Genomic DNA, 20057 nt, shown 5'->3' on the forward strand with positions numbered 1-20057 from the left:
ATAATTCCCTTGACGCCCGCCTACAAGCTTCCCAGCTATTCTGTATCGATCACTATAGAATAAGGAACGGACGAATGACTGAGCTTCTCGGCAAGCGTGCATTGGTGACCGGCGCCTCGCGCGGCATCGGTGCGGGTATTGCGCTGGCGCTGGCGGACAAGGGCGCGGATGTCGCCATCACCTATGAGCGTTCGGCCGATCGCGCGGCCGAGATCGTGCGCGCGATCGAAGCGAAGGGCCGCCGCGCCATCGCCATCCAGGCCGACAGCGCCGATCCCGAAGCAGTGAAGCGCTCGGTGACGGAAGCCGTCGCGGCACTGGGCGGGCTCGACATCCTGGTCAACAATGCCGGCATCGCCCGCTACAGTCAGGTCGTCGACCTCAACCTCGAGGAGATCGACGCACTGCTCAACGTCAATGTCCGCTCGGCAGTGATCGCCACCGGCGCGGCGATCCCGCATCTCGGCGAAGGCGGCCGGGTCATCACCATCGGATCGTGCCTGGCCGAGCGCGTGCCCTTTGCCGGCTCGACGCTCTATTCGATGACCAAGTCGGCTCTGCTTGCCTTCACGCGCGGCCTGGCGCGCGACCTGGGCCCGAACGGAATCACCGCCAATCTCGTCCAGCCCGGCCCGATCGACACCGACATGAACCCGGCGGATGGCGATTTCGCCGACACGCTGCGCGGCCTCACCGCGCTTGGCCATTACGGCAAGCCCGAGGACGTCGCGGCAGTCGTCGCGTTCCTTGCCAGCCCGGCGGCGCGGTTCGTGACCGGATCGGTTGTCACCGTCGATGGCGGCATCAACGCCTGAGGAAACCCAGGCAATAGGCGCCGATAGGCAAGTTGGGGGTGAGCCGGCGGCGGCGCCACGCTATAGCCACCCCCATGCACGAAGAAGTCCTTGCCCGCATCGCCGACGCCCTCGACCGGCTGGCTCCGCCGCCGCCTCCGCCAGCCGACCTCGAGGCACATCCGGCCTATGTATGGCGCGGGCACGGACTCGCCCCGGCGCGCGTGTTCGATCCGCTGCCGATCGGGATCCTTCGCGGCGTGGACAGCCAGCGCGAGGCGCTGGTCGGCAATCTCGCGCGGCTGTCGCAGGGCCATGCCGCGCAGGACGTGCTGCTCTGGGGCGCGCGGGGCACCGGCAAGTCGGCGCTGGTCAAGAGCGCGGTCGCAGCGGTGCAGGCCGAGGGCGGGCGGCTGGCGCTGGTCGAGGCGGTGACCACCCAACTCGACACGCTGCCCGAACTGTTCGCGCTGCTCGGCACCACCGACCGGCCTTTCGCGATCTTCCTCGACGATCTCGGCTTCGACGGCGTCGGCGATGCGCGGGCGCTGCGCTCGCTGCTCCAGGGCGGGGCGGAGGCGCGGCCGGACAATGCCCGGCTGCTGGTCACGTCCAACCGCCGCCATCTCGTCACCCGCGACATTGCCGAGCAGGCGAGCGCGATCAATCCCCGCGATTCGGTCGATGACGGGCTGGCGCTGGCCGATCGCTTCGGGCTGAGCCTCGGCTTCCATGCCGTCGACCAGGATACCTATGTCGATATCGTCCGCGGCTATGCCGAGACGCATGGGCTGAGCTTCGATCCGGCCGAGGCGATCGGCTGGGCGACGCGGCGCGGCAGTCGATCGGGGCGCGTCGCCTGGCAATATGTCATCGATCTCGCGGGACGGTCCGGCCGAAACCTCTGACCAGCAGAGGAACACCGCCCTCCGCCGCGCGTCTCCTTTCGGATTCGCAACGATGGGAGACGGCAATGCATGATTTTCGGAAACTGGCAGTGATGATCCTGGCGCCGATCGCGGCGAGCTGGGCATTGCCGGCCCAGGCGCAGACCGAGTTCAGCGGCGCGGGCGAGAATTCCGAGATCGACTGTAACGGCGGCACCGTCCAGGTCGAAGGTGCCAGCAACACGCTGACGATCCGCGGCGCGTGCACCGGCCTGAACCTGACCGGCGCAGGCAACCGGATCGTGATCGACCTCGCCACCAAGTCCACGATTCAGGTGGAAGGCGCGGACAACCAGATCCGCTGGCGTGCTCCCGGCGAGGCGCGGCCACGCATCAGCATGACGGGCGCCGGCAATCGGATCATGCGCGAGAAATGACCAGGAAGCTGACACCATGTCGTTGATTCGGCTTCACATAAACTAATCTGGATCAAAGCGACCGGCGGGAATGCTTGACTCTCGCCGGTGGCCGATGCCTCCTCCCTTCATGGGGCGAATAGGCGAAACCGATCTTGCCGACCGGCTGGCGCCGAGCGGGCGCGGCGCGTTGCTGGTGCAGCTGAGCTTCGGCCTGCTCATCACCGGGCTGGCCATTGGCCTGCGCGCGGTGATCGATGCGATCGCCCCCGCCGCCGGTCCCTTCTCGCTCGGCTTCCCCGCCGTTCTGATCGCCACGCTGTTCGGCCGCTGGCAGGCGGGCTTGCTCACCGGCGCGCTGACCCTGCTCTACAGCTGGTATTTCATCCTGCCCGAGCAGCACAGCTTCCTGCTGAAGAGTCCCGACGACATGGGCCGGCTGGTGCTCGCGACGATCAACTATGCCGCGGTGCTGCTGATCGCCGAGCTGTTCCGCCGCGCCGTGCGCCGTGCCACCCAGGAGCGGGATCGGGAGCTGGCCGAACGCGACCTGTTCCTTGCCGAATTCGACCATCGCGTGAAGAACAACTTCACCCTCGTCGCCGCGCTTCTGGACATGCAGCGGCGCCGCACGAAGGATGCGGAGACGCAGGAGGCGCTGTCCTCGGCGCTGACGCGGGTTGAGAGCATAGCCCGGGCGCATCGGCATCTCTATCGCGGCGGCGCGGCTTCGCCGGGCAATGTCGACATGGCGGTGTATCTGGAGGAGCTGAGCGCGGCGCTGGCCGAGGCGCTGTTCCTGCGCGGGGCGATCACGCTCCACTGCGTGTGCGACCATGCCGCCCTGCCCCGCGACCGCGCCGTCTCGATCGGGCTGATCGTCAACGAACTCGTGACCAACGCCGCCAAGCACGCCTTTGCAGGGCGCGAGAGCGGGCGGATCGAGATACGCTTCGAAACCGCCGCGCCGGGCTGGCTGCTTTCCGTGCGCGACGACGGAGTCGGCCTGCCCGCCGAGCCGAAGCCGCGCAAGGATGGGGGACTGGGGCAGAAGCTGGTCGACGGCTTTGTCCGCCAGGCCCGGGGCACCGCGACCACGGAGACCGGGCCCCTGGGCACCAAGGTCACCGTCGCGCTGGAAGCCTGAACCTCAGCCCAGCGCGTCGACCATCTCGGCCAGTTCCAGCCAGCGCATCTCCGCCGCGTCCTTTTCATCCCGCAGCTTGCCGACGCCGTCGCTCAGCTTCGCGAACTTGTCGGGATTCTTCGTATAGAGGTCCGGATCGGCCATCGCCGCTTCGTCCTTCGCGATCTGCGCCTCGATCTCCTCGATCCGCCTGGGCAGCAGGTCGTAGTCGCGCTGGTCCTTGTAGCTGAGCTTGGTCGCCTTTTTCGGCGCCTCCGGAGCGGCGGCAGCCTTGGGCGCCGCCTTCTTCGCATCCACCTTCGGGCGGCGCTTGGCCTCCCAATCGGCATAGCCGCCGACCACCACGTCGACCGTGCCCGACCCGTCGAGCCCCAGCGTCACCGTCACCGTGCGATCGAGGAAATCGCGATCGTGGCTGACGATCAGCACGGTGCCCTCATAATCGGCGATCACTTCCTGGAGCAGGTCCAGCGTCTCGAGATCGAGATCGTTGGTCGGCTCGTCGAGCACCAGCAGGTTCGAATGGCGGGCGAACTCGCGCGCCAGCAGCAGGCGCGAGCGCTCGCCGCCCGACAGCGTGCCGATCTTGGCTTCAGCGATGCTCGGATCGAACAGGAATTCCTTGAGATAGCCATGGACGTGCTTGCGCACGCCGAGCACGTCGATCCAGTCGCCCCCGTCCGCCAGCACGTCGCGCACCGTCTTGGCGGGGTCCATCAGGCTGCGCTGCTGATCGATGATGACGCCGTTCAGCGTGTTCGACAGCTTGACCGTGCCCTCGTCGGGCTGGATCTCGCCGGTAAGCAGCTTGAGCAGGGTCGACTTGCCCGCGCCATTGGCGCCGACGATGCCGATCCGGTCGCCCTTGGTGACCCGGAAGGTCAGGTCCTTGATGATCGTGCGGTCACCAAAGCGCTTGGTGACGTGCTTGGCGTCGATCACCACCTTGGTGTTGCTGTCATCGGCGGCGGTGACCAGCTTGGCGGCGCCCTGCGGCCCGATCATCGCGGCGCGGGTGGCGCGCATTTCCTTGAGCTTTTCGAGGCGCCCCTGGTTGCGCCGGCGCCGGCCGGTGACACCGCGCTGGAGCCAATGCTCCTCGATCTTCAGCTTGGCGTCGAGCCGCTGGGCGTTGCGCTCCTCCTCGGCATAGACCTGGTCGGTCCAGGCTTCGAACCCGCCAAAGCCCACTTCGGCACGGCGAATCGTCCCGCGATCGAGCCACAGCGTGGAGCGGGTGAGGCGCGTGAGGAAGGTACGGTCGTGGCTGATCACGATGAACGCGCCGTTGAAGCGGCTGAGCCAGTCTTCGAGCCATTCGATCGCGGCAAGATCGAGATGGTTGGTCGGCTCGTCGAGCAGCAGCACGTCCGGGTTCATCGCCAGCGCGCGTGCGATCGCGGCGCGGCGGCGCTCGCCGCCCGACGCGGTCTTCGCCTCGCGGCTGAGATCGATGCCGAGCTGGTCGGCGATCGCCTCCGCCTCGTGCCGGGGCGGCGCATCGCTGCCCGAAAGGACATAGTCGAGCAAGGTCGCGCAGCCTTCCATGCGCGGCTCCTGCTCGAGCAGCACGACATGAGTGCCCGGCACGATGGTGCGGCGGCCCTCGTCCCCCTCGATCGTGCCGGCGATCAGCTTGAGCAGGGTCGTCTTGCCCGCACCGTTACGCCCGATCAGCGCCAGCCGGTCCCGCTCGCCGACATAGAGGTTCAGCCCGCGGAACAGCCAGCCATGGCCCTGGACGAGACCGAGATTTTCAAAGGAGAGAACAGGTGCAGCCATGCGGGCCACCTAGGGGGTGGGACGGTGTCCGGCAAGTTACAGCCGGCTGACTGGCACGTTCAGGGGCTATTCAATGCCCGGACCCTATGCCATCTCGCATGAAGATGTTGGTGACGCCCATCCTTTGCGCCTGCCTGGCGGCATTCGTGCCCGCCGGGGATGCGGCTGCGCAAGCGAATTGGCGCCAGGATTCGGACGGACCGCGCGCCGCCCGGCGCCAGGGCCCACCGCTCTCGGTCCGCGAGATCGAGCGCCGGGTCGTGCCGCGCCTGCCGGGTGCCCAATATCTTGGTTTCGACTTCGATCCCGCGACGGAAGTTTACACACTGAAGTTCCTGCGCAATGGATCGGTGATCTGGGTGGACGTCGATGGCCGCACCGGCGCGATCGTCCGCAAATCGGGCAGTTAGGGCCCGCCGAGGGGAAACACATGCGACTTCTGATCGTCGAGGATGAGCCGACCCTGGGGCAGCAGCTCCGCAATGCGCTGGAAGGCGCGGGCTATGCGGTGGACCTCGCCACCGATGGCGAGGAAGGGCTCTATCTCGGCTCCAACGAGCAATATGACGCAATCATCCTCGACCTCGGCCTGCCCGAGATCGACGGGCTGACCGTGCTCGATCGCTGGCGCAAGGAAGGCAAGACCACCCCGGTGCTGGTGCTGACCGCGCGCGACAGCTGGTCGGACAAGGTGGCGGGCCTCGACGCCGGCGCCGACGACTATGTCGCCAAGCCCTTCCAGACCGAGGAGCTGATCGCCCGCCTGCGCGCGCTGATCCGCCGCGCCTCGGGCAACGCCTCGGCCGAGCTGATCGCGGGGGACATCCGCCTCGACACCCGCTCGGGCAAGGTCACCAAGGCCGGCGAGCCGGTGAAGCTGACCGCGCAGGAATACAAGCTGCTGTCCTATCTGCTCCATCACAAGGGCAAGGTGGTGAGCCGCACCGAGCTGATCGAGCATATCTACGACCAGGATTTCGATCGCGATTCGAACACGATCGAAGTGTTCGTCACGCGTATCCGCAAGAAGCTGGGTGCCGACGTGATCACCACCATTCGCGGGCTGGGCTACAGCCTGGACGAGCCGGCCGACGCCTGAGTTGATGTCGAAGCTCGCCCAAAAGCTAGGCGAGCTGCGCCATCGCCTGTTCGGCCGTTCGCTGACCGAGCCCGAGCCGGTCGCGCCCGGCGAGCCACAGCCGCGCCACTATACCCAGTCCACCGGATCGGTGAGCCGGCGCATGCTGCTGGTCGCCACCGCCTGGATCATGATCCTGCTGATCGGCGGCGGCGTGGCGCTCGACCGGGTACTGGTGACCACCGTCACCAAGAATTTCGACGAGCAGCTCGACTATCTGCTCAAGGCAATGATCTTCTCGGCCGAGCTCGACCAGAATGGTGAGGTGATGCTCAACCGCGAACTCGCCGACCAGCGTTTCCTCGAATATAATTCGGGCGCCTATTGGCAGATCAGCGGCAAGGGGCATGAGGTGTTTCCGTCGCGTTCGCTGTGGGACCAGAAGCTCGCGGTCGACCAGCAGCACAACGACACCAACGTCCATGTCTATGACAGCCGCCAGCTGCCCGGCCAGCTGCTGCGGGTCGCCGAGCGGGACGCGACGCTGCCGGGATCGAATGTGCGCTGGCGCTTCCAGGTGGCGCAGAGCCGCGCGACGCTCGACGCGCAGATCGCGACCTTGCGCCGCACGCTGGTGCGCAGCTTCGTGCTTCTGGGGCTCGGCCTCATCATCATGGTGGCGCTGCAGACCTGGTACGGCCTGTTGCCGCTGCGCCGGGTGCGCCAGGAGATCGCCCGGCTTCGCGCCGGCGAATCGACCCGCGTCGAGGGCAAGATGCCCGCCGAAGTGGCGCCGATGGTCGAGGAGCTCAATGCACTGGTCGAGCACAACGACCGCCAGGCCGAGGAAGCGCGGCTGCACGCCGGCAACCTGGCGCATGCACTCAAGACGCCGCTCAGCGTGATCATGAACGCCGCCGCCGCCGGTCAGCCCGACCTCGCCCAGGCGGTGATCCGCGAGGCACGGACGATGCGCCGCCAGATCGACCACCATCTCGCCCGCGCCCGCGCCGTCGGCCGTCGCGGATCGGCACACAGCCGCGCGGCGGTGTGGCCGTCGATCGAGGCGGTCGAGCGCGCGGTCGCGCGGCTCTACCCCAATGTCCGCATCGACATCGACGGGCAGAAGGATCTGGTCGCGCATATCGAGCGGCAGGACCTCGACGACCTGCTCGGTAACCTGGTCGAGAATGCCGCCAAGTACGGCGGCGGCAGCGTGTTCATCACCGCCGGCGTGCAGGCCGGGTTCGTCGAGGTGCTGGTCGAGGATGACGGGCGCGGCATTCCCGAGGCGGACCGGATCCGCATCTTCGATCGCGGCGTGCGACTGGACAGCGGCAAGCCGGGCACCGGCCTTGGCCTCGCCATCGTGCGCGACGTCGCCGAGATCTATGACGGCACCGTCAGCCTCGAGGAGAGCGAGGACCTGGGCGGACTGCTGGTACGGCTGCGGCTGCCCGCGGCGAGCTGAGCCGAACTGCAACAAACTGAAATTCTGGCGCGACGAACCGGACGCAAACCGTCCGGGAACTCGCGGATTGCCCTCTTAATGTCCGTCGGGTCGCGTGGCGGCGCTGGTTCTGGGGCCAGCGCCGCCCAAATACGAGGGTTTGAGATATTATCTTTCGTTTACAATATTTTAGCAATGATCTGCTAAACTGCCCGTTGGGGATTGTAGACGCAAAGGGACCAGCATGACTTCCATTTCATCTTTATCGCAGCGGCCCGATCCGCGCGCGCAGATGGATGCGCGGATCGGCGCGGCGGCATCGGCCGGCACGATCAGCAGCGACGACCAGAATGCGCTGAGCAGCGCGCTCGACACGATCGATACGAGCCTGGCTTCGGATCGCGCCAGCGGCGGCAAGCCCGGCGACATGAAGGAGAGGATCAACGGGCTGATCGACAGCCAGGTCGAGAGCGGCGCGCTGACCGACGATCAGGCCGAGGAGCTGAAGAGCTTCTTTGCGCAGGGCCCCGATGGCGGCCAGGGCGGCCCCGGTGGCCCGCAGGGCGCGGGCGGCCCGCCTCCCGGACCGCCGCCCTCGGGCACCAGCGATTCGGACGAGGATTCGACCGACGATACCGACACCACCACGCAGATCAGCGAAGCGGCGGCGCGCCAGCTCGAGGCGATGACCGCCTTCCTCCAGAAGCTGCGCGACGCAGCGGCATCGGGCTCCGCCACCTATGGCAGCAATGCGGGGACGAGCAGCAATGGCAGCTCGGCGACCGGCTGGGTGATCGACCGCCAGGCCTGATCGCTCGCGCCTGCGGCGCTGAGGCGCGGCGCCGTTCCGGGGGGATCGGCGCCGCGTTTTGATTCAGAGGCCGCGCATTGCCTCGGCGGCGAGGGAGAGGCTCTTCTTGCGCGCCTCATGATCGAACATCGCGCTGGTCAGCATCAGCTCATCAGCGCCGGTGCGGGCGATGAAGGCGGCGAGCTGCTCGCGGACCCTGTCGGGCCCGCCGATCGCGCTGGCCGAGAGCACCTGGTCGAGCATCGCGTTGCCATGTCCGCCCAGGCTCTCGCGATAGCCGAGCACCGGCGGCGGCAGCTGGATGCCCTTGCCGGTGGTGCGGATCGCGACGAACGCCTGTTGCTGCGAGCTGGCGAGCAGTTCGGCTTCCTCGTCGGTATCGGCGGCGAAGACGTTGAAGCCGAGCATCAGATGCGGCTTTTCCAGCACGTCGGACGGGCGGAAGTTGCGGCGATAGACGTCGATCGCCTGGTCGAGCTGGCCGGGCGCGAAATGCGAGGCGAAGGCATAGGGGAGGCCGAGCATCGCGGCGAGCTGCGCGCCGAACAGGCTGGAGCCGAGGATCCAGATATCGACCTTGGCGCCAGCGCCGGGCGTGGCCCTAATGCCAGTACGGCCGTCATCGGCGAAATAGCTCTGCAACTCCGCCACGTCGCGGGGGAACTCGTTGCCGTCGCTGTCGAGCCCGCGGCGGATCGCGGCGGAGACGCGCTGGTCGGAGCCGGGCGCACGGCCGAGGCCGAGGTCGACGCGGCCCGGGAACAGCGCATCGAGCGTGCCGAACTGCTCGGCGACCTGGAGCGGCGAGTGATTGGGGAGCATGATCCCGCCGGCGCCGATGCGGATCGTCGAGGTCGCCTGGCCGACATGGGCGATCACCACGGCGGTGGCGGCGCTGGCGATGCCGTCCATCCCGTGATGCTCGGCTACCCAGTAGCGGGTATAGCCAAGGCCCTCGACGTGCCTGGCGAGATCGGCGGCGTTGGCAAGGGCTTGCGATGCGGTCCCGCCTTGGATGATCGGGACGAGGTCGAGCAGGGAATAGGCTGTCATGCGAGCGGAGATGGGGAGCCGGTTGCGAGGCTGCCATAAAGTTTTGGTCGTGCGGCCCCAAGCGAAGAAACACTTGCTTGATAGCCGCGCCCGCTGGGCCTAACCGCGCGGCCATGACCCCTGCCCTGTCGCACGTCCGCAACTGGATCTTCGATCTGGACAACACGCTCTACCCGGCGAGCGCGAACCTGTTCGCGCTGATCGACGCGCGGATCGGGCAATATGTCCAGAACCTCCTCGGCCTCGATCCAGTCGCCGCGCACAAGGTGCAGAAGGGCTATTTCCACGCGCACGGCACGACGCTGGCCGGGCTGATGGCCGAGCACGGCACCGATCCGCATCACTATCTGGCGGACGTTCACGACGTCGACATGAGCGTGCTCGAAGTGAACGCGGCGCTGGTCGAGGGGCTGGCGCGGCTGCCCGGGCGCAAGCTGGTCTTCACCAATGGCGACGCACCCTACGCGATGAAGGTGCTCGACCGGCTGGGCATGGGTGAGACCTTCGAGGCGATCCACGACGTGCACGCCACCCAATATCGCCCCAAGCCCGATCCGCTCGCGTATCAGGGGCTGTGCGAGGCCTATGACCTCGATCCGCATACCAGCCTGTTCGTCGAGGACATGGCGCGCAACCTCGCGCCGGCAAAGGCGATCGGCATGACCACGGTGTGGATCGACAATGGCTCCGAACAGGCGCCGGACGTCGATCGCAGCTTCATCGACTATACCACCAACGACCTCGGAGCCTGGCTCCACAGCATCCTGGAGACTTCCGAATGACCGACCTGCAGACCATTATCGATGCCGCCTGGGAAGACCGCGCCAATCTGGGCTTCGGCACCGAAGGCGCCGTGCGCGAGGCCGTGGCGGAGGCGCTGAACCTGCTCGATCGCGGCGAGGCCCGCGTCGCCGAGCCCGTCGAGGGCGGCTGGCAGGTCAACCAGTGGCTCAAGAAGGCGGTGCTGCTGTCCTTCCGCCTCAACGACAATGTCGTCATCCAGGGCCCGGGCGGCGCCAACTGGTTCGACAAGGTGCCCTCCAAGTTCGCCAACTGGGGTGAGGACGCCTTCCGCCAGGCCGGCTTCCGCGCGGTGCCCGGCAGCGTCGTCCGCCACGGCGCGCATGTCGCCAAGGGCGCGGTGCTGATGCCGAGCTTCGTCAATATCGGCGCCTATGTCGGTGAAGGCACGATGGTCGATACCTGGGCGACTGTCGGCAGCTGCGCGCAGATCGGCCGGAACGTCCACCTCTCGGGCGGCGTCGGCATCGGCGGCGTGCTCGAGCCGCTCCAGGCCGATCCGGTCATCATCGGCGACGGCGCATTCATCGGTGCGCGCGCCGAAGTGGCCGAGGGCGTGCGCGTGGGCGAAGGCGCGGTGCTGTCGATGGGCGTCTATCTCGGCGCCTCGACCAAGATCATCGACCGCGCCACCGGCGAAGTGCATCGCGGCCATGTGCCGCCTTATTCGGTGGTGGTGCCGGGCACGATCCCGGGCGAGGCCGGCAAGCCGGGGCTCTACTGCGCGGTGATCGTCAAGACGGTGGACGCGCAGACCCGGAGCAAGACCGGGATCAACGAACTGCTGCGCGACTGATTTAGTATCCAGCGTTACCGCTTTCATCCGGGCGGCGAGATGGCGTAGGGACGGGTCATGACCGAAAGCATGACCTATGGACGCTATCTCGCGCTCGACGAGCTGCTCGCCGCCCAGCACCCGCTGTCGGATCGGCACGACGAGCTGCTGTTCATCATCATCCACCAGACCAAGGAGCTGTGGCTGAAGCAGGCGATCGCCGAGATCCGCCTGGCGCTCGACCTGGTCCGTGCCGACAAGCCGGTGGAGGCGTACAAGAGCCTTGCCCGGGTCAGCCGCATCCAGGCGGTGATGACGCTTTCCTGGGAAGTGCTGACCACGATGACGCCGAGCGACTATACGCGCTTCCGCGACGTGCTCGGCGCCAGCTCGGGCTTCCAGTCCGACCAGTTCCGCGCGGTGGAGACTCTGCTCGGCGTGCGTGGCGGCGGCGTGCCGGGGCCGCTCACCACCGAATTCTCCGCCCTGCCCAGCCTGTGGGACGAAGCCAATGCCGCGCTGGCCCGCGCCGGCTTCGACCTGCCCGCCGAGGTGCTGGCTCGCGACTGGGCCCAGCCCTACGAACCCAATCAGGCGGTCGAGGATGCCTGGGCGCAGGTCTATCGCGAGACGGACAGATATTGGGAACTGTACCAGCTCGCCGAGAAGCTGGTCGATATCGACGACGCGCTGGCGACGTGGCGGCACAAGCACGTCCTCACCGTCAGCCGGGTGATCGGGATGAAGCCGGGGACCGGCGGCACGCCCGGCGTGCCCTATCTCGCCTCGACGCTGTCGAAGCGCGCCTTCCCGGAACTGTGGACGCTCAGGACGCAGCTTTGAGCTACAAGCACCTCTTCCAGCGCGCGCTGGCGGCAGCGCCCGAGCGGCTGCACTTCGCGGCGCATTCGCATCATCTCTGGCCCGACGCTTCCTATCTCGGCCAGCTCGCCGCCTGGGAAGACGGGGTACGTCTTGCCGACCGCAAATGGGAGCGGGTGATGGGCGAGATCTGGCCCGCCGCCCAGCAGCATGTCGCCGCCGAGCTCAAGCTGCCTGATCCGGGCAGCATCGTCTTCGCGCCGAACACGCATGAACTGCTGCTGCGCATCGCCTCGGCCCGCCCGGGGCCGCTGCGCATCCTCGCCAGCGACGGCGAGTTCCACAGCTTCCGCCGCCAATCAATGCGCTGGGAAGAAGCCGGCAGCGCGACCGTGGAACGGGTCCCGCTCGAGGCAATCGTCGCGCGGGCGAAGGCCAGCGACCATGACCTGATCTTCGTCAGCCAGGTGCAGTTCGGCACCGGCCACGTGTTCGATCGAATCGCCGAGATTGCCGCGCTGGCGTCACCAGACGGCCCCTGGGTGGTGATCGACGGCTATCACGCCTTCATGGCGATGGAGGTCGACCTGTCGGCCGTGGCGGACAAGGTCTTCTACCTCGCCGGCGGCTACAAATACGCGATGGCCGGGGAAGGCTGCGCCTTTCTCCATGCCCCGCCCGGGTTCGGCATGCGACCGGAGATCACCGGCTGGTATGCCGAGTTCGAGGACCTGGCGCTGCCGCCCGGCAGCATCGGCTATGCGCCCGATGCACGCCGCTTCCTGGGCGCTACCTTCGATCCGTCGGGCATCTACCGCTTCGTCGGGGTGCGCGACATGCTGCGCCAGGAAGAACTGACCACCGCGAAGATCGCGGCGCATGTCGACACCTTGCGCGCGCAACTGCTCGCCGAGCTGCCGATCGAGGCCGAGCTGCTCAACCCGAACAGCCCCGCGCGCTTCCTCGCGCTGCGCTCGCCCAATGCGCAGCGCTGGAAGGCCGAGCTGGAAGCCGAGGACGTGATCACCGATGTGCGCGGCGATGTGCTGCGGATCGGTCTCGGCCTGTACCAGGACAGCCGCGACGTGACCCGGCTGATCGAGGCGCTTTCCTGGCTCCGCTGACAAAGCGACCGGGCACGCAATGCGCGTCGCGCCCGGTCGTGAGGGAAGGTCAACGGCGGGCAACCTGCGCGACGCCCCAGCGCGCAGTGAGCTGGCGGGCGACGTCGCGCTGGACGCCGTCGCGACAGCGCTTGATCGCCACCGCCTCATCGGCGCCCGCACTCGCATAGGAACCGCAGACCTGCTCGGTTGCGGTGGCGAGGCGACGATTGAGCTCGGTGCGGCCCGCCTCGCTCTTCAGATCGAGATCGGCATGGCGGATGGCGACGCTGCGGTCCCCGGCCAGGGCCGGCGTGGCGAACAGCGTGGCGGCGGTGAGGGCGGCGATGAACTTGCACATGGGATGGCTCCTTTCCGTGGAATGCCGGCGTCGTTGCCGGATGCCTCCTGATTGCCGGAAAGCCCGCGGGGCGAGAGGATGAGGAGCCGATGAAGAGCTGATGAAATGCCGATGATTCGCCGATAGGGTGGATTTCGACGCTTGTTGCGGGGATGGGGGAAAGGTGGAGAGCCGCATCGACCTTGCGCATGAACCGGTATTTCGCCTCGGGCCGATCGAGGTGCGTCCCGCCCTGCGCCAGCTCGCGCGGGAGGATGGCAGCGAGGAAGTGCTCGAGCCGCGGGTGATGCAGGTGTTGGTCGCGCTCGCCCGGGCGAACGGGGCGATCGTCAGCCGCGATGACCTTACCCGCAGCTGCTGGGAAGGCCGGGTAGTGGGCGAGGACGCGATCAACCGCGTGGTCTCGCGCCTGCGCCGCGCCGCCGAGGGGATCGGCCAGGGCAGCTTCCGGATCGAGACGATCACCAAGGTCGGCTACCGGCTGCTGCGCGCTGACCAGCACGACGCGCCTGCACCCGCACCCGGCAGCCCGCTGGCGCAGGCACGCGCCGAAGCGCACCGGCTGCGGCTCGATCGCCGCGCGATGCTCGCAGGAGCCGGACTTGCAGTGGTCACCACTACCGGCGCGATCGGCTGGTATCGCTGGTCGCAGCCCCACAAGACTGTGCCCGATGATGTGAAGCCGCTGCTCGATCAGGCGATGGCCTCGATCCGCCAGGGCACACCGGAAGGGCTCAGCCAGGCAACCGGCCTGTTCCGGCGCCTGACCGAGCTGCACCCCGACCAGCCCGATGCCTGGGGAGCACTCGCGATCGCCTATGCGATCGGCGCGGGCGGCGGCAGCCCCCGGAACGAAGCGGCGATGCGCATGCGTGCCGAGCAGGCCGCTGCCCGCGCGCTGCAGCTCAATCCGGCCAATCCCTATGCGCGCCTTTCGCGGGCGATGCTCGACGCTGCTACCGACAGCTGGCTGCGGGACGAGCAGCTTTGTCGCTCGATCCTCACCACTCGCCCCGACATCGAATTCGCCTGGGGCATGCTCAGCGGCGTGCTGCTCTCGGTCGGGCGCTGCCGCGAGGCGGCCGACACATTCGTCCAGTTCTGGGGAAAGGGGCTCCCCGATCCTTCGCGCGCCTATACCCGTGCCGTAGCGCTTTGGGCCGCCGATCGGCTCGACGAGGCGGACAAGGCGATGGAGGAAGCGATGGCGCTGTTCCCCACCCATTTCGCGGTGTGGTTCACGCGCTTCTACCTGCTGCTCTATACCGGCCGCGCCGCAGATGCGCTGGCGATGTCGCGCCGGGCCGACCAGCGGCCCACCGGCATCCCGGCCGATAATTTCGCGATGATCGAGGACGTCGCCCAGGCGATGATCACCCGCGCGCCCGCCGATATCGATCGGGCGATGGCAAGCAACCTGGCGGCGGCGCACAGGGGCGCGGGCTTTGCCGAGAACACGATGCAGTTCGCCGCGGCGCTGGGCCGGGTCGATACCGCGTTCGAAGTGGCCGAGGGCTATTATTTCGGCCGGGGCTTCGAGGTCGGGGAGCTGCGCTTCCAGCCGGAGCAGCGCGTCTGGACCCGGCGGGCCAACCGCCGCACGCGGCTGCTGTTCATGCCCTCCACCGCGGCGATGCGGAGCGACCCGCGCTTCGGCAAGCTGGTCGGGGAGATAGGGCTGGAGCGCTATTGGCGCGAGACGGGATCGGTGCCCGACTACCGCAAGACCTAGCCCTGCTCGATCGGCGCGACGCCGAGCCGCGGGATCTCGATCGCCGGGCAGCGGTCCATCACAACCTTGAGCCCGGCCGCCTCGGCACGGGCGGCCGCTTCCGCGTTGATCACGCCGAGCTGCATCCACACCGCCCTGGCGCCCGCGGCGATTGCTTCGTCCACCGCTTCACCGGCGGCCTGGGGGCGGCGGAAGATGTCGACCAGGTCGACCGGCTCGATCTGCGACAGGTCGCGGAACACGAACTCGCCATGCACATGCTCGCCGGTGATCTGCGGGTTGACCGGGATCACCCGGTAGCCATGCCGCTGGAGGAAGGCCATCACGCCGTAGCTCGGACGATCGGGCCGATCCGACGCGCCGACCATCGCGATGGTACGCACGCTTTCGAGCAGCGCCTTGATGTCCTCGTCGCGTGTCAGCGGCATGCCTCTATCCTTTCAGCCAGTCGTCCACCTGCCCGGCCAATCCTGCAAACAATTCGGCCTGCGGACCGTTCCCGGCCGCCGGCGGCTCGCCCGCATCGGAAGCCGAACGGATCGCCATTTCGAGCGGGATCCGGCCGAGGAAGGGGATGCCCAGTTTCGCCGAAATATCCTGGGCGCCGCCGGTGCCGAAGGGATTCGAAACGCCCTCGCAGTGCGGGCAGACATAACCCGACATGTTCTCGATCAGGCCGATAATCGGCACCCCGGCCTTGTTGAACAGGTCGATCGCCCGCGTCGCGTCGATCAGCGCGAGATCCTGCGGGGTCGAGACGATCACCGCGCCGGCCGGCTTGTGCTTCTGGATCATCGTCAGCTGCACATCGCCGGTCCCCGGCGGCAGATCGAGCACGAGCAGATCGGTCTCGCCCCAATCGGCATCGACCATCTGGCCGAGCGCACCGCCCGCCATCGGGCCGCGCCAGGCGATCGCCTGCCCCTCGGCAACCAGCCCGCCCATCGACAGCATCGGCACGCCGAACCGGGTCTGGACCGGCAGCAACACTTTATCACGCGCCTGCGGCTTCACCCCTTCGACGCCGAGCAGGCGCGGCTGCGAGGGGCCATAGATATCGGCATCGACCAGCCCGACCCTGCGCCCGCGGCGCTGCAGCGCGATCGCCAGGTTGGCGGCCACGGTGGACTTGCCCACTCCGCCCTTGCCGCTCGCCACCGCGATCAGGCGCCGGGTGCGCCGCTCGCTGGTCATCAGCACACGCACTTCCTCCACCCCGGGGAGCGTGCCGGCGGTGCGGCGGATATCGGCTTCCAGCTCTTCGCGGCTGGCCTCGGCCAGGCCGGTGACGTCGAGGACGATGCTGGCGCGGCCGCCTTCGAGGCGGCCGGTGGCGCGGCCGGCGGTGATCGGGGCGAGCGCGGCGTTCAGGGCTTCGGTATCGGTCATCGCGTGGCAGATAGGCGCACAATCGCCGCGCGCCACTGTAAATCCGCGCGCGCCTGCTTATAAAGGTCGAATGGCAAACCTCTTTGGCTGGCTCAACAAGGCCGGCAACTTGCAGAACGAGGCTCCGAAGAGCCCCTGGGGCTCTGGCAGCGGCGGCGGAAATGGCGGCGGCGGCTCGGGCGATGGCAAAGGTGGCTCCGGCGGATCGGGCGGCGGCTCGGGTCCCCGCAATCCCTGGTCCTTCCCGCCCGAGGGGCGGCGCCCGCGCTCTGGCGGCGGTGGCGGCGGAAATGGCGGCGGCAACGGTCCGCTGGAGGACCTGATGCGCCGCATGGGCGGCGGCGGCCTGCCGGTGCCCCCGGGCGGCGCCAAGCTCTGGCTGCTCGTCGTTGGCGGCCTGTTGCTGGCCTGGATGGCCTTTACCAGCTTCCACGCGATCGGCCCGCGCGAGCGCGGCGTGGTCACCACGCTCGGCCGCTATAGCGGCACGCTCGGCTCGGGCCTGCAGTTCACCCTGCCCGCACCCTTCCAGATCGTCGAGACCGTCGATGTCGGCAGCGTACGGACGCTGAAATTCCCCGAGAGCGGCGCCAACCTGATGCTGACCGGCGACCAGAACATCGTCGATCTCTCCTATTCGGTGAACTGGTACATCTCCGACGCCGCCGACTATTCGTTCCAGATCAAGGATCCGACCGAGACGGTGAAGGACACCGCCGAAAGCGCGATGCGCGCGGTGATCGCGACCACGACGCTCAACGAGGCGATCGGCGAGGGCCAGGGCCGCATCTCGACCGATGTCCAGGCCGCGATGCAGAAGATCCTCGACGAATATCATTCGGGCATCCGCATCCAGAGCGTCGCGCTGACCAAGGCTGCCGCGCCCGAGCAGGTCGACGACGCCTTCAAGGCGGTGCAGGCCGCGCAGCAGGGCGCGCAGGGCGCCCGCAACAACGCCAATGGCTATGCCCAGCAGGTGATCGCCGTGGCGCAGGGCGAGGCCGCCGAGTTCGACAAGATCTACGAACAGTACAAGGCCGCGCCCGAAGTCACCCGCCGCCGTCTCTATTACGAGACGATGGAGCAGGTGCTCGCGCGCACCAACAAGACGATCGTCGAGGCGCCCGGCGTCACCCCCTATCTGCCATTGCCGGGGATCCGCCCCGATGCGGGCAAGGCCCAGCAAGGAGAGCAGAAGTGAGCTGGCTGCGTAGCCCCATCGGCATCGCGGTTTCCGCGATCCTCGTGCTCATCGTCGTGATGAGCACCGTCGCGATCGTGCCCGAGACCAAGCAGGCGGTGATCCTGCGACTCGAAAAGCCCTATCGCACGGTCAATCAGTGGCACGCGGGCGAGCAGTTCGGCCGCACCAATGCCGGCCCGATCCTGCGCATCCCGTTCTTCGACCGGATCGTCTGGGTCGACAAGCGGGTGCTCTCGGTCGACCTGCCCAACGAGCCGGTACTCTCGACCGACCAGCTCCGCCTGCAGATCGATGCCTATGCGCGCTTCCGCGTGACCGACCCGCTGAAGATGGTCGTCACCATCGGCACCGAGGACCGCGCGCGAGACCAGCTCCAGCCGCTGTTCCGCTCGGCACTGCGCAACGAGCTCGGCAAGCGCCCCTCGGCGATCCTGCTCAGCCCCGAGCGCGGCCAGGTGATGGACAACATCCAGAACTCGCTGCAGCAGCTCGCCGCGCAATATGGCGTGTCGATCGTCGACGTGCGGATCAAGCAGACCGAGCTTCCCTCGGGCTCGCCGCTCGACAGCGCGCTCGAGCGGATGCGCACCGCGCGCAACCAAGAAGCCAAGACGATCGAGGCCCAGGGCATGAAGGATGCGCAGATCATCCGCGCCAATGCCGATGCCCAGGCGGCGCAGATCTATGCCCAGGCGTTCAACAAGGATGCGGACTTCTACAATTTCTGGCGCGCGATGCGGTCTTACCGGACGACGTTCCTGAACAACGATCCCGCAAAGGGCGAAACGTCGATCATCCTGAGCCCGCAGAACAGCTATCTGAAGGAATTCATGCAGCAACGATGACGCTGTCTATCCGTTCATATTCAATCGCCGTTCAGCATTTCGGCGCAAAAATCCGTTTCGAACGCTTTTCCTTCGTCTGAGAGGACTCACTCACGTGCGTTATGCCTACGCCCTGACCACCGCCATCCTGCTGAGCGGCGCCGCCGCCACGATGACGCTCAACCAGCCCGCCGGCGCCCAGACGGCGCAGAACGAGCCGGGCGCCATCCAGGCATCGGCGCCCCGCTCCGGCGCGCCGATGAGCTTCGCCGACATGGTCGCCAAGCTGCAGCCGGCAGTGGTCAACATCTCGACCACCCAGCGCGTCACCACCAACGCCAATCCGCTCGCCGGCACGCCGTTCGAGGCGTTCGGCGGTGGCGGCCAGCCGGTGACCCGCCAGGCCCAGTCGCTCGGCTCGGGCTTCATCATTTCCGCGGACGGCTATGTCGTCACCAACAACCATGTGATCGCGGCCGGCGCGCAGGGCGCCACGGTCGAATCGATCACCGTCACCCTGCCCGACAAGCGCGAGTTCAAGGCCAAGGTGATCGGCAGCGACGTCCAGTCCGACCTCGCCGTGCTCAAGATCGAGGGCGCCAACCTGCCCTTCGTGAAGTTCGGCGATTCGGCCAGCGCCCGCGTTGGCGACTGGGTCGTCGCAATCGGCAATCCCTTCGGCCTGGGCGGCTCGGTGACTGCCGGCATCGTCTCGGCACTGCACCGCGTCACCGGATCGGGCGGCGCCTATGACCGGTTCATCCAGACCGATGCCTCGATCAATCGCGGCAATTCGGGCGGCCCGATGTTCGACCTGAACGGCAATGTCATCGGCATCAACTCGCAGATCCTGTCGCCGACCGGCGGCAATGTCGGCATCGGCTTCGCGATCCCCGCGGAGGAAGCCAAGCCGGTGATCGACACGCTGATGAAGGGCCAGAAGATCGCCCGCGGCTATCTCGGCATCCAGATGCAGGACCTGACCGACGACATCGCCGACGGCCTGGGCGTGCCCAAGGGCCGCGGCACCGTGGTCGCGCGCACCGAGCCGGGCCAGCCGGCGGACAAGGCCGGGCTCAAGCAGGGCGACGTGATCGTCAAGGTCGACGGCAAGGACGTCACCCCGGACCAGACCCTGTCCTATCTCGTCGCGAACGTGAAGCCGGGCACCAGCATCCCGCTCGAGCTCTACCGCGACGGCAAGCCGATGAAGCTGACCATCACCGTCGGCACCCGCCCGCCCGAGGAGCAGCTCGCCCAGTTCGATCCGAACGACGAGAACTCGCAGGCGCCGGGCGCCGATTCGGACACGATGGCGGCCGCCTCGCTCGGCGTGCAGGTCACCCCGCTTACCCCGCAGATCGCACAGAGCGTCGGCGTCAATCCGAGCACGACCGGCGTGGTCGTGGTCCAGGTGAACCAGGCCAGCGACGCAGCCGGCAAGGGCCTGCAGCGCGGCGACGTGATCACCACGGTGAACCGCGTGGCCGTGGCCAATGCAGGGGACGTCGCCAAGCAGGTTGCCGCCGCCAAGGCCGCGGGCAAGACCAACGTCCTGCTCTGGGTCCAGCGCCGCGCACTCGGCCGCTTCGTCTCGGTCGGCATCAACTAAAACCACGCCCAATCGG

Annotated in this window: 21 protein-coding genes; 16 read left to right on the top strand and 5 right to left on the bottom strand. The window is 67.7% G+C overall.

The window, feature by feature from the left end; genetic code table 11:
* The first annotated feature begins 74 nt into the window (after window positions 1-74).
* The 4 genes from HNP52_RS02495 (at window position 75) to HNP52_RS02510 (ending at window position 3244) form a co-directional block, all read left to right on the top strand.
* On the top strand, window positions 75-815 hold the full coding sequence (locus HNP52_RS02495) for a 3-oxoacyl-ACP reductase family protein (RefSeq protein WP_184162024.1): 741 nt from the start codon (window positions 75-77) through the stop codon (window positions 813-815).
* Window positions 816-889: 74 nt separating this feature from the next.
* Window positions 890-1702 (top strand): ATP-binding protein, encoded by an 813-nt coding sequence (locus HNP52_RS02500; RefSeq protein ID WP_184162028.1) that lies wholly within the window; start codon window positions 890-892, stop codon window positions 1700-1702.
* Between the two features lie 65 nt (window positions 1703-1767).
* Window positions 1768-2118, top strand: a complete 351-nt coding sequence (locus HNP52_RS02505; protein WP_184162031.1) for a DUF3060 domain-containing protein — start codon at window positions 1768-1770, stop codon at window positions 2116-2118.
* Between the two features lie 109 nt (window positions 2119-2227).
* On the top strand, window positions 2228-3244 hold the full coding sequence (locus HNP52_RS02510; RefSeq protein WP_184162033.1) for a sensor histidine kinase: 1017 nt from the start codon (window positions 2228-2230) through the stop codon (window positions 3242-3244).
* 3 nt (window positions 3245-3247) lie between these two features.
* On the opposite strand, the gene HNP52_RS02515 is transcribed toward HNP52_RS02510, so the two are convergent.
* Window positions 3248-5026, bottom strand: coding sequence for an ABC-F family ATP-binding cassette domain-containing protein (locus HNP52_RS02515; RefSeq protein WP_184162036.1), 1779 nt, complete (start codon window positions 5024-5026; stop codon window positions 3248-3250).
* A 104-nt stretch (window positions 5027-5130) separates the two neighbouring features.
* Here HNP52_RS02515 and HNP52_RS02520 point away from each other — a divergent pair, with 104 nt between their 5' ends.
* The 4 genes from HNP52_RS02520 (at window position 5131) to HNP52_RS02535 (ending at window position 8365) form a co-directional block, all read left to right on the top strand.
* The gene (locus tag HNP52_RS02520) at window positions 5131-5436 is read left to right on the top strand and encodes a hypothetical protein (RefSeq protein WP_260395867.1); all 306 of its coding nucleotides are present in this window, start codon (window positions 5131-5133) and stop codon (window positions 5434-5436) included.
* A 20-nt stretch (window positions 5437-5456) separates the two neighbouring features.
* A complete protein-coding gene (locus tag HNP52_RS02525; protein ID WP_184162042.1) occupies window positions 5457-6125 on the top strand; it encodes a response regulator transcription factor in 669 nt (222 codons plus the stop codon).
* Between the two features lie 142 nt (window positions 6126-6267).
* Window positions 6268-7575, top strand: coding sequence for a HAMP domain-containing sensor histidine kinase (locus HNP52_RS02530; protein ID WP_184164921.1), 1308 nt, complete (start codon window positions 6268-6270; stop codon window positions 7573-7575).
* Window positions 7576-7798: 223 nt separating this feature from the next.
* Entirely contained in the window at window positions 7799-8365 is a 567-nt protein-coding gene (locus tag HNP52_RS02535) for a hypothetical protein (RefSeq protein WP_184162045.1), read from the top strand.
* A 63-nt stretch (window positions 8366-8428) separates the two neighbouring features.
* Here HNP52_RS02535 and HNP52_RS02540 read toward each other — a convergent pair whose 3' ends face one another.
* Window positions 8429-9418 (bottom strand): LLM class flavin-dependent oxidoreductase, encoded by a 990-nt coding sequence (locus tag HNP52_RS02540; RefSeq protein ID WP_184162048.1) that lies wholly within the window; start codon window positions 9416-9418, stop codon window positions 8429-8431.
* Window positions 9419-9531: 113 nt separating this feature from the next.
* On the opposite strand from HNP52_RS02540, the gene HNP52_RS02545 reads away from it, so the two are divergent.
* Genes HNP52_RS02545 through HNP52_RS02560 form a run of 4 tightly spaced genes read left to right on the top strand, consistent with a single transcriptional unit; the run spans window position 9532 to window position 12940 of the window.
* Entirely contained in the window at window positions 9532-10200 is a 669-nt protein-coding gene (locus HNP52_RS02545; protein WP_184162051.1) for a pyrimidine 5'-nucleotidase, read from the top strand.
* The gene (dapD, locus tag HNP52_RS02550; protein ID WP_184162053.1) at window positions 10197-11015 is read left to right on the top strand and encodes a 2,3,4,5-tetrahydropyridine-2,6-dicarboxylate N-succinyltransferase; all 819 of its coding nucleotides are present in this window, start codon (window positions 10197-10199) and stop codon (window positions 11013-11015) included. Before HNP52_RS02545 ends, dapD begins: the two co-directional genes overlap by 4 nt.
* A gap of 57 nt (window positions 11016-11072) precedes the next feature.
* Entirely contained in the window at window positions 11073-11837 is a 765-nt protein-coding gene (locus tag HNP52_RS02555) for a tryptophan 2,3-dioxygenase (protein WP_184162056.1), read from the top strand.
* Window positions 11834-12940, top strand: coding sequence for a class V aminotransferase (locus HNP52_RS02560; RefSeq protein WP_221416081.1), 1107 nt, complete (start codon window positions 11834-11836; stop codon window positions 12938-12940). Before HNP52_RS02555 ends, HNP52_RS02560 begins: the two co-directional genes overlap by 4 nt.
* A 49-nt stretch (window positions 12941-12989) precedes the next feature.
* Here the strand turns inward: HNP52_RS02560 and HNP52_RS02565 are convergent, their stop codons facing one another.
* Window positions 12990-13280 (bottom strand): UrcA family protein, encoded by a 291-nt coding sequence (locus HNP52_RS02565; protein ID WP_184162062.1) that lies wholly within the window; start codon window positions 13278-13280, stop codon window positions 12990-12992.
* A 163-nt stretch (window positions 13281-13443) separates the two neighbouring features.
* Between HNP52_RS02565 and HNP52_RS02570 the strand changes: the two genes are divergently transcribed.
* On the top strand, window positions 13444-15012 hold the full coding sequence (locus HNP52_RS02570) for a winged helix-turn-helix domain-containing protein (RefSeq protein WP_184162065.1): 1569 nt from the start codon (window positions 13444-13446) through the stop codon (window positions 15010-15012).
* Here the strand turns inward: HNP52_RS02570 and HNP52_RS02575 are convergent.
* The gene (locus HNP52_RS02575) at window positions 15009-15440 is read right to left on the bottom strand and encodes a CoA-binding protein (RefSeq protein WP_184162068.1); all 432 of its coding nucleotides are present in this window, start codon (window positions 15438-15440) and stop codon (window positions 15009-15011) included. The two genes, HNP52_RS02570 and HNP52_RS02575, sit on opposite strands and share 4 nt — an antisense overlap.
* A 4-nt stretch (window positions 15441-15444) precedes the next feature.
* A complete protein-coding gene (locus HNP52_RS02580; RefSeq protein ID WP_184162070.1) occupies window positions 15445-16401 on the bottom strand; it encodes a P-loop NTPase in 957 nt (318 codons plus the stop codon).
* 70 nt (window positions 16402-16471) lie between these two features.
* Between HNP52_RS02580 and hflK the strand changes: the two genes are divergently transcribed.
* The 3 genes from hflK (at window position 16472) to HNP52_RS02595 (ending at window position 20041) form a co-directional block, all read left to right on the top strand.
* A complete protein-coding gene (gene hflK, locus HNP52_RS02585; protein WP_184162072.1) occupies window positions 16472-17602 on the top strand; it encodes a protease modulator HflK in 1131 nt (376 codons plus the stop codon).
* Between the two features lie 59 nt (window positions 17603-17661).
* Window positions 17662-18450, top strand: a complete 789-nt coding sequence (gene hflC, locus HNP52_RS02590) for a protease modulator HflC (RefSeq protein ID WP_184164924.1) — start codon at window positions 17662-17664, stop codon at window positions 18448-18450.
* 94 nt (window positions 18451-18544) lie between these two features.
* Window positions 18545-20041: a Do family serine endopeptidase gene (locus HNP52_RS02595; RefSeq protein ID WP_184162074.1), complete on the top strand. Its 1497-nt coding sequence runs from the start codon at window positions 18545-18547 to the stop codon at window positions 20039-20041.
* The last annotated feature ends 16 nt before the right edge of the window (window positions 20042-20057 follow it).

The sequence above is a fragment of the Sphingomonas kyeonggiensis genome (assembly GCF_014204495.1).
In the GTDB taxonomy this organism is placed as follows: domain Bacteria; phylum Pseudomonadota; class Alphaproteobacteria; order Sphingomonadales; family Sphingomonadaceae; genus Sphingomonas; species Sphingomonas kyeonggiensis_A.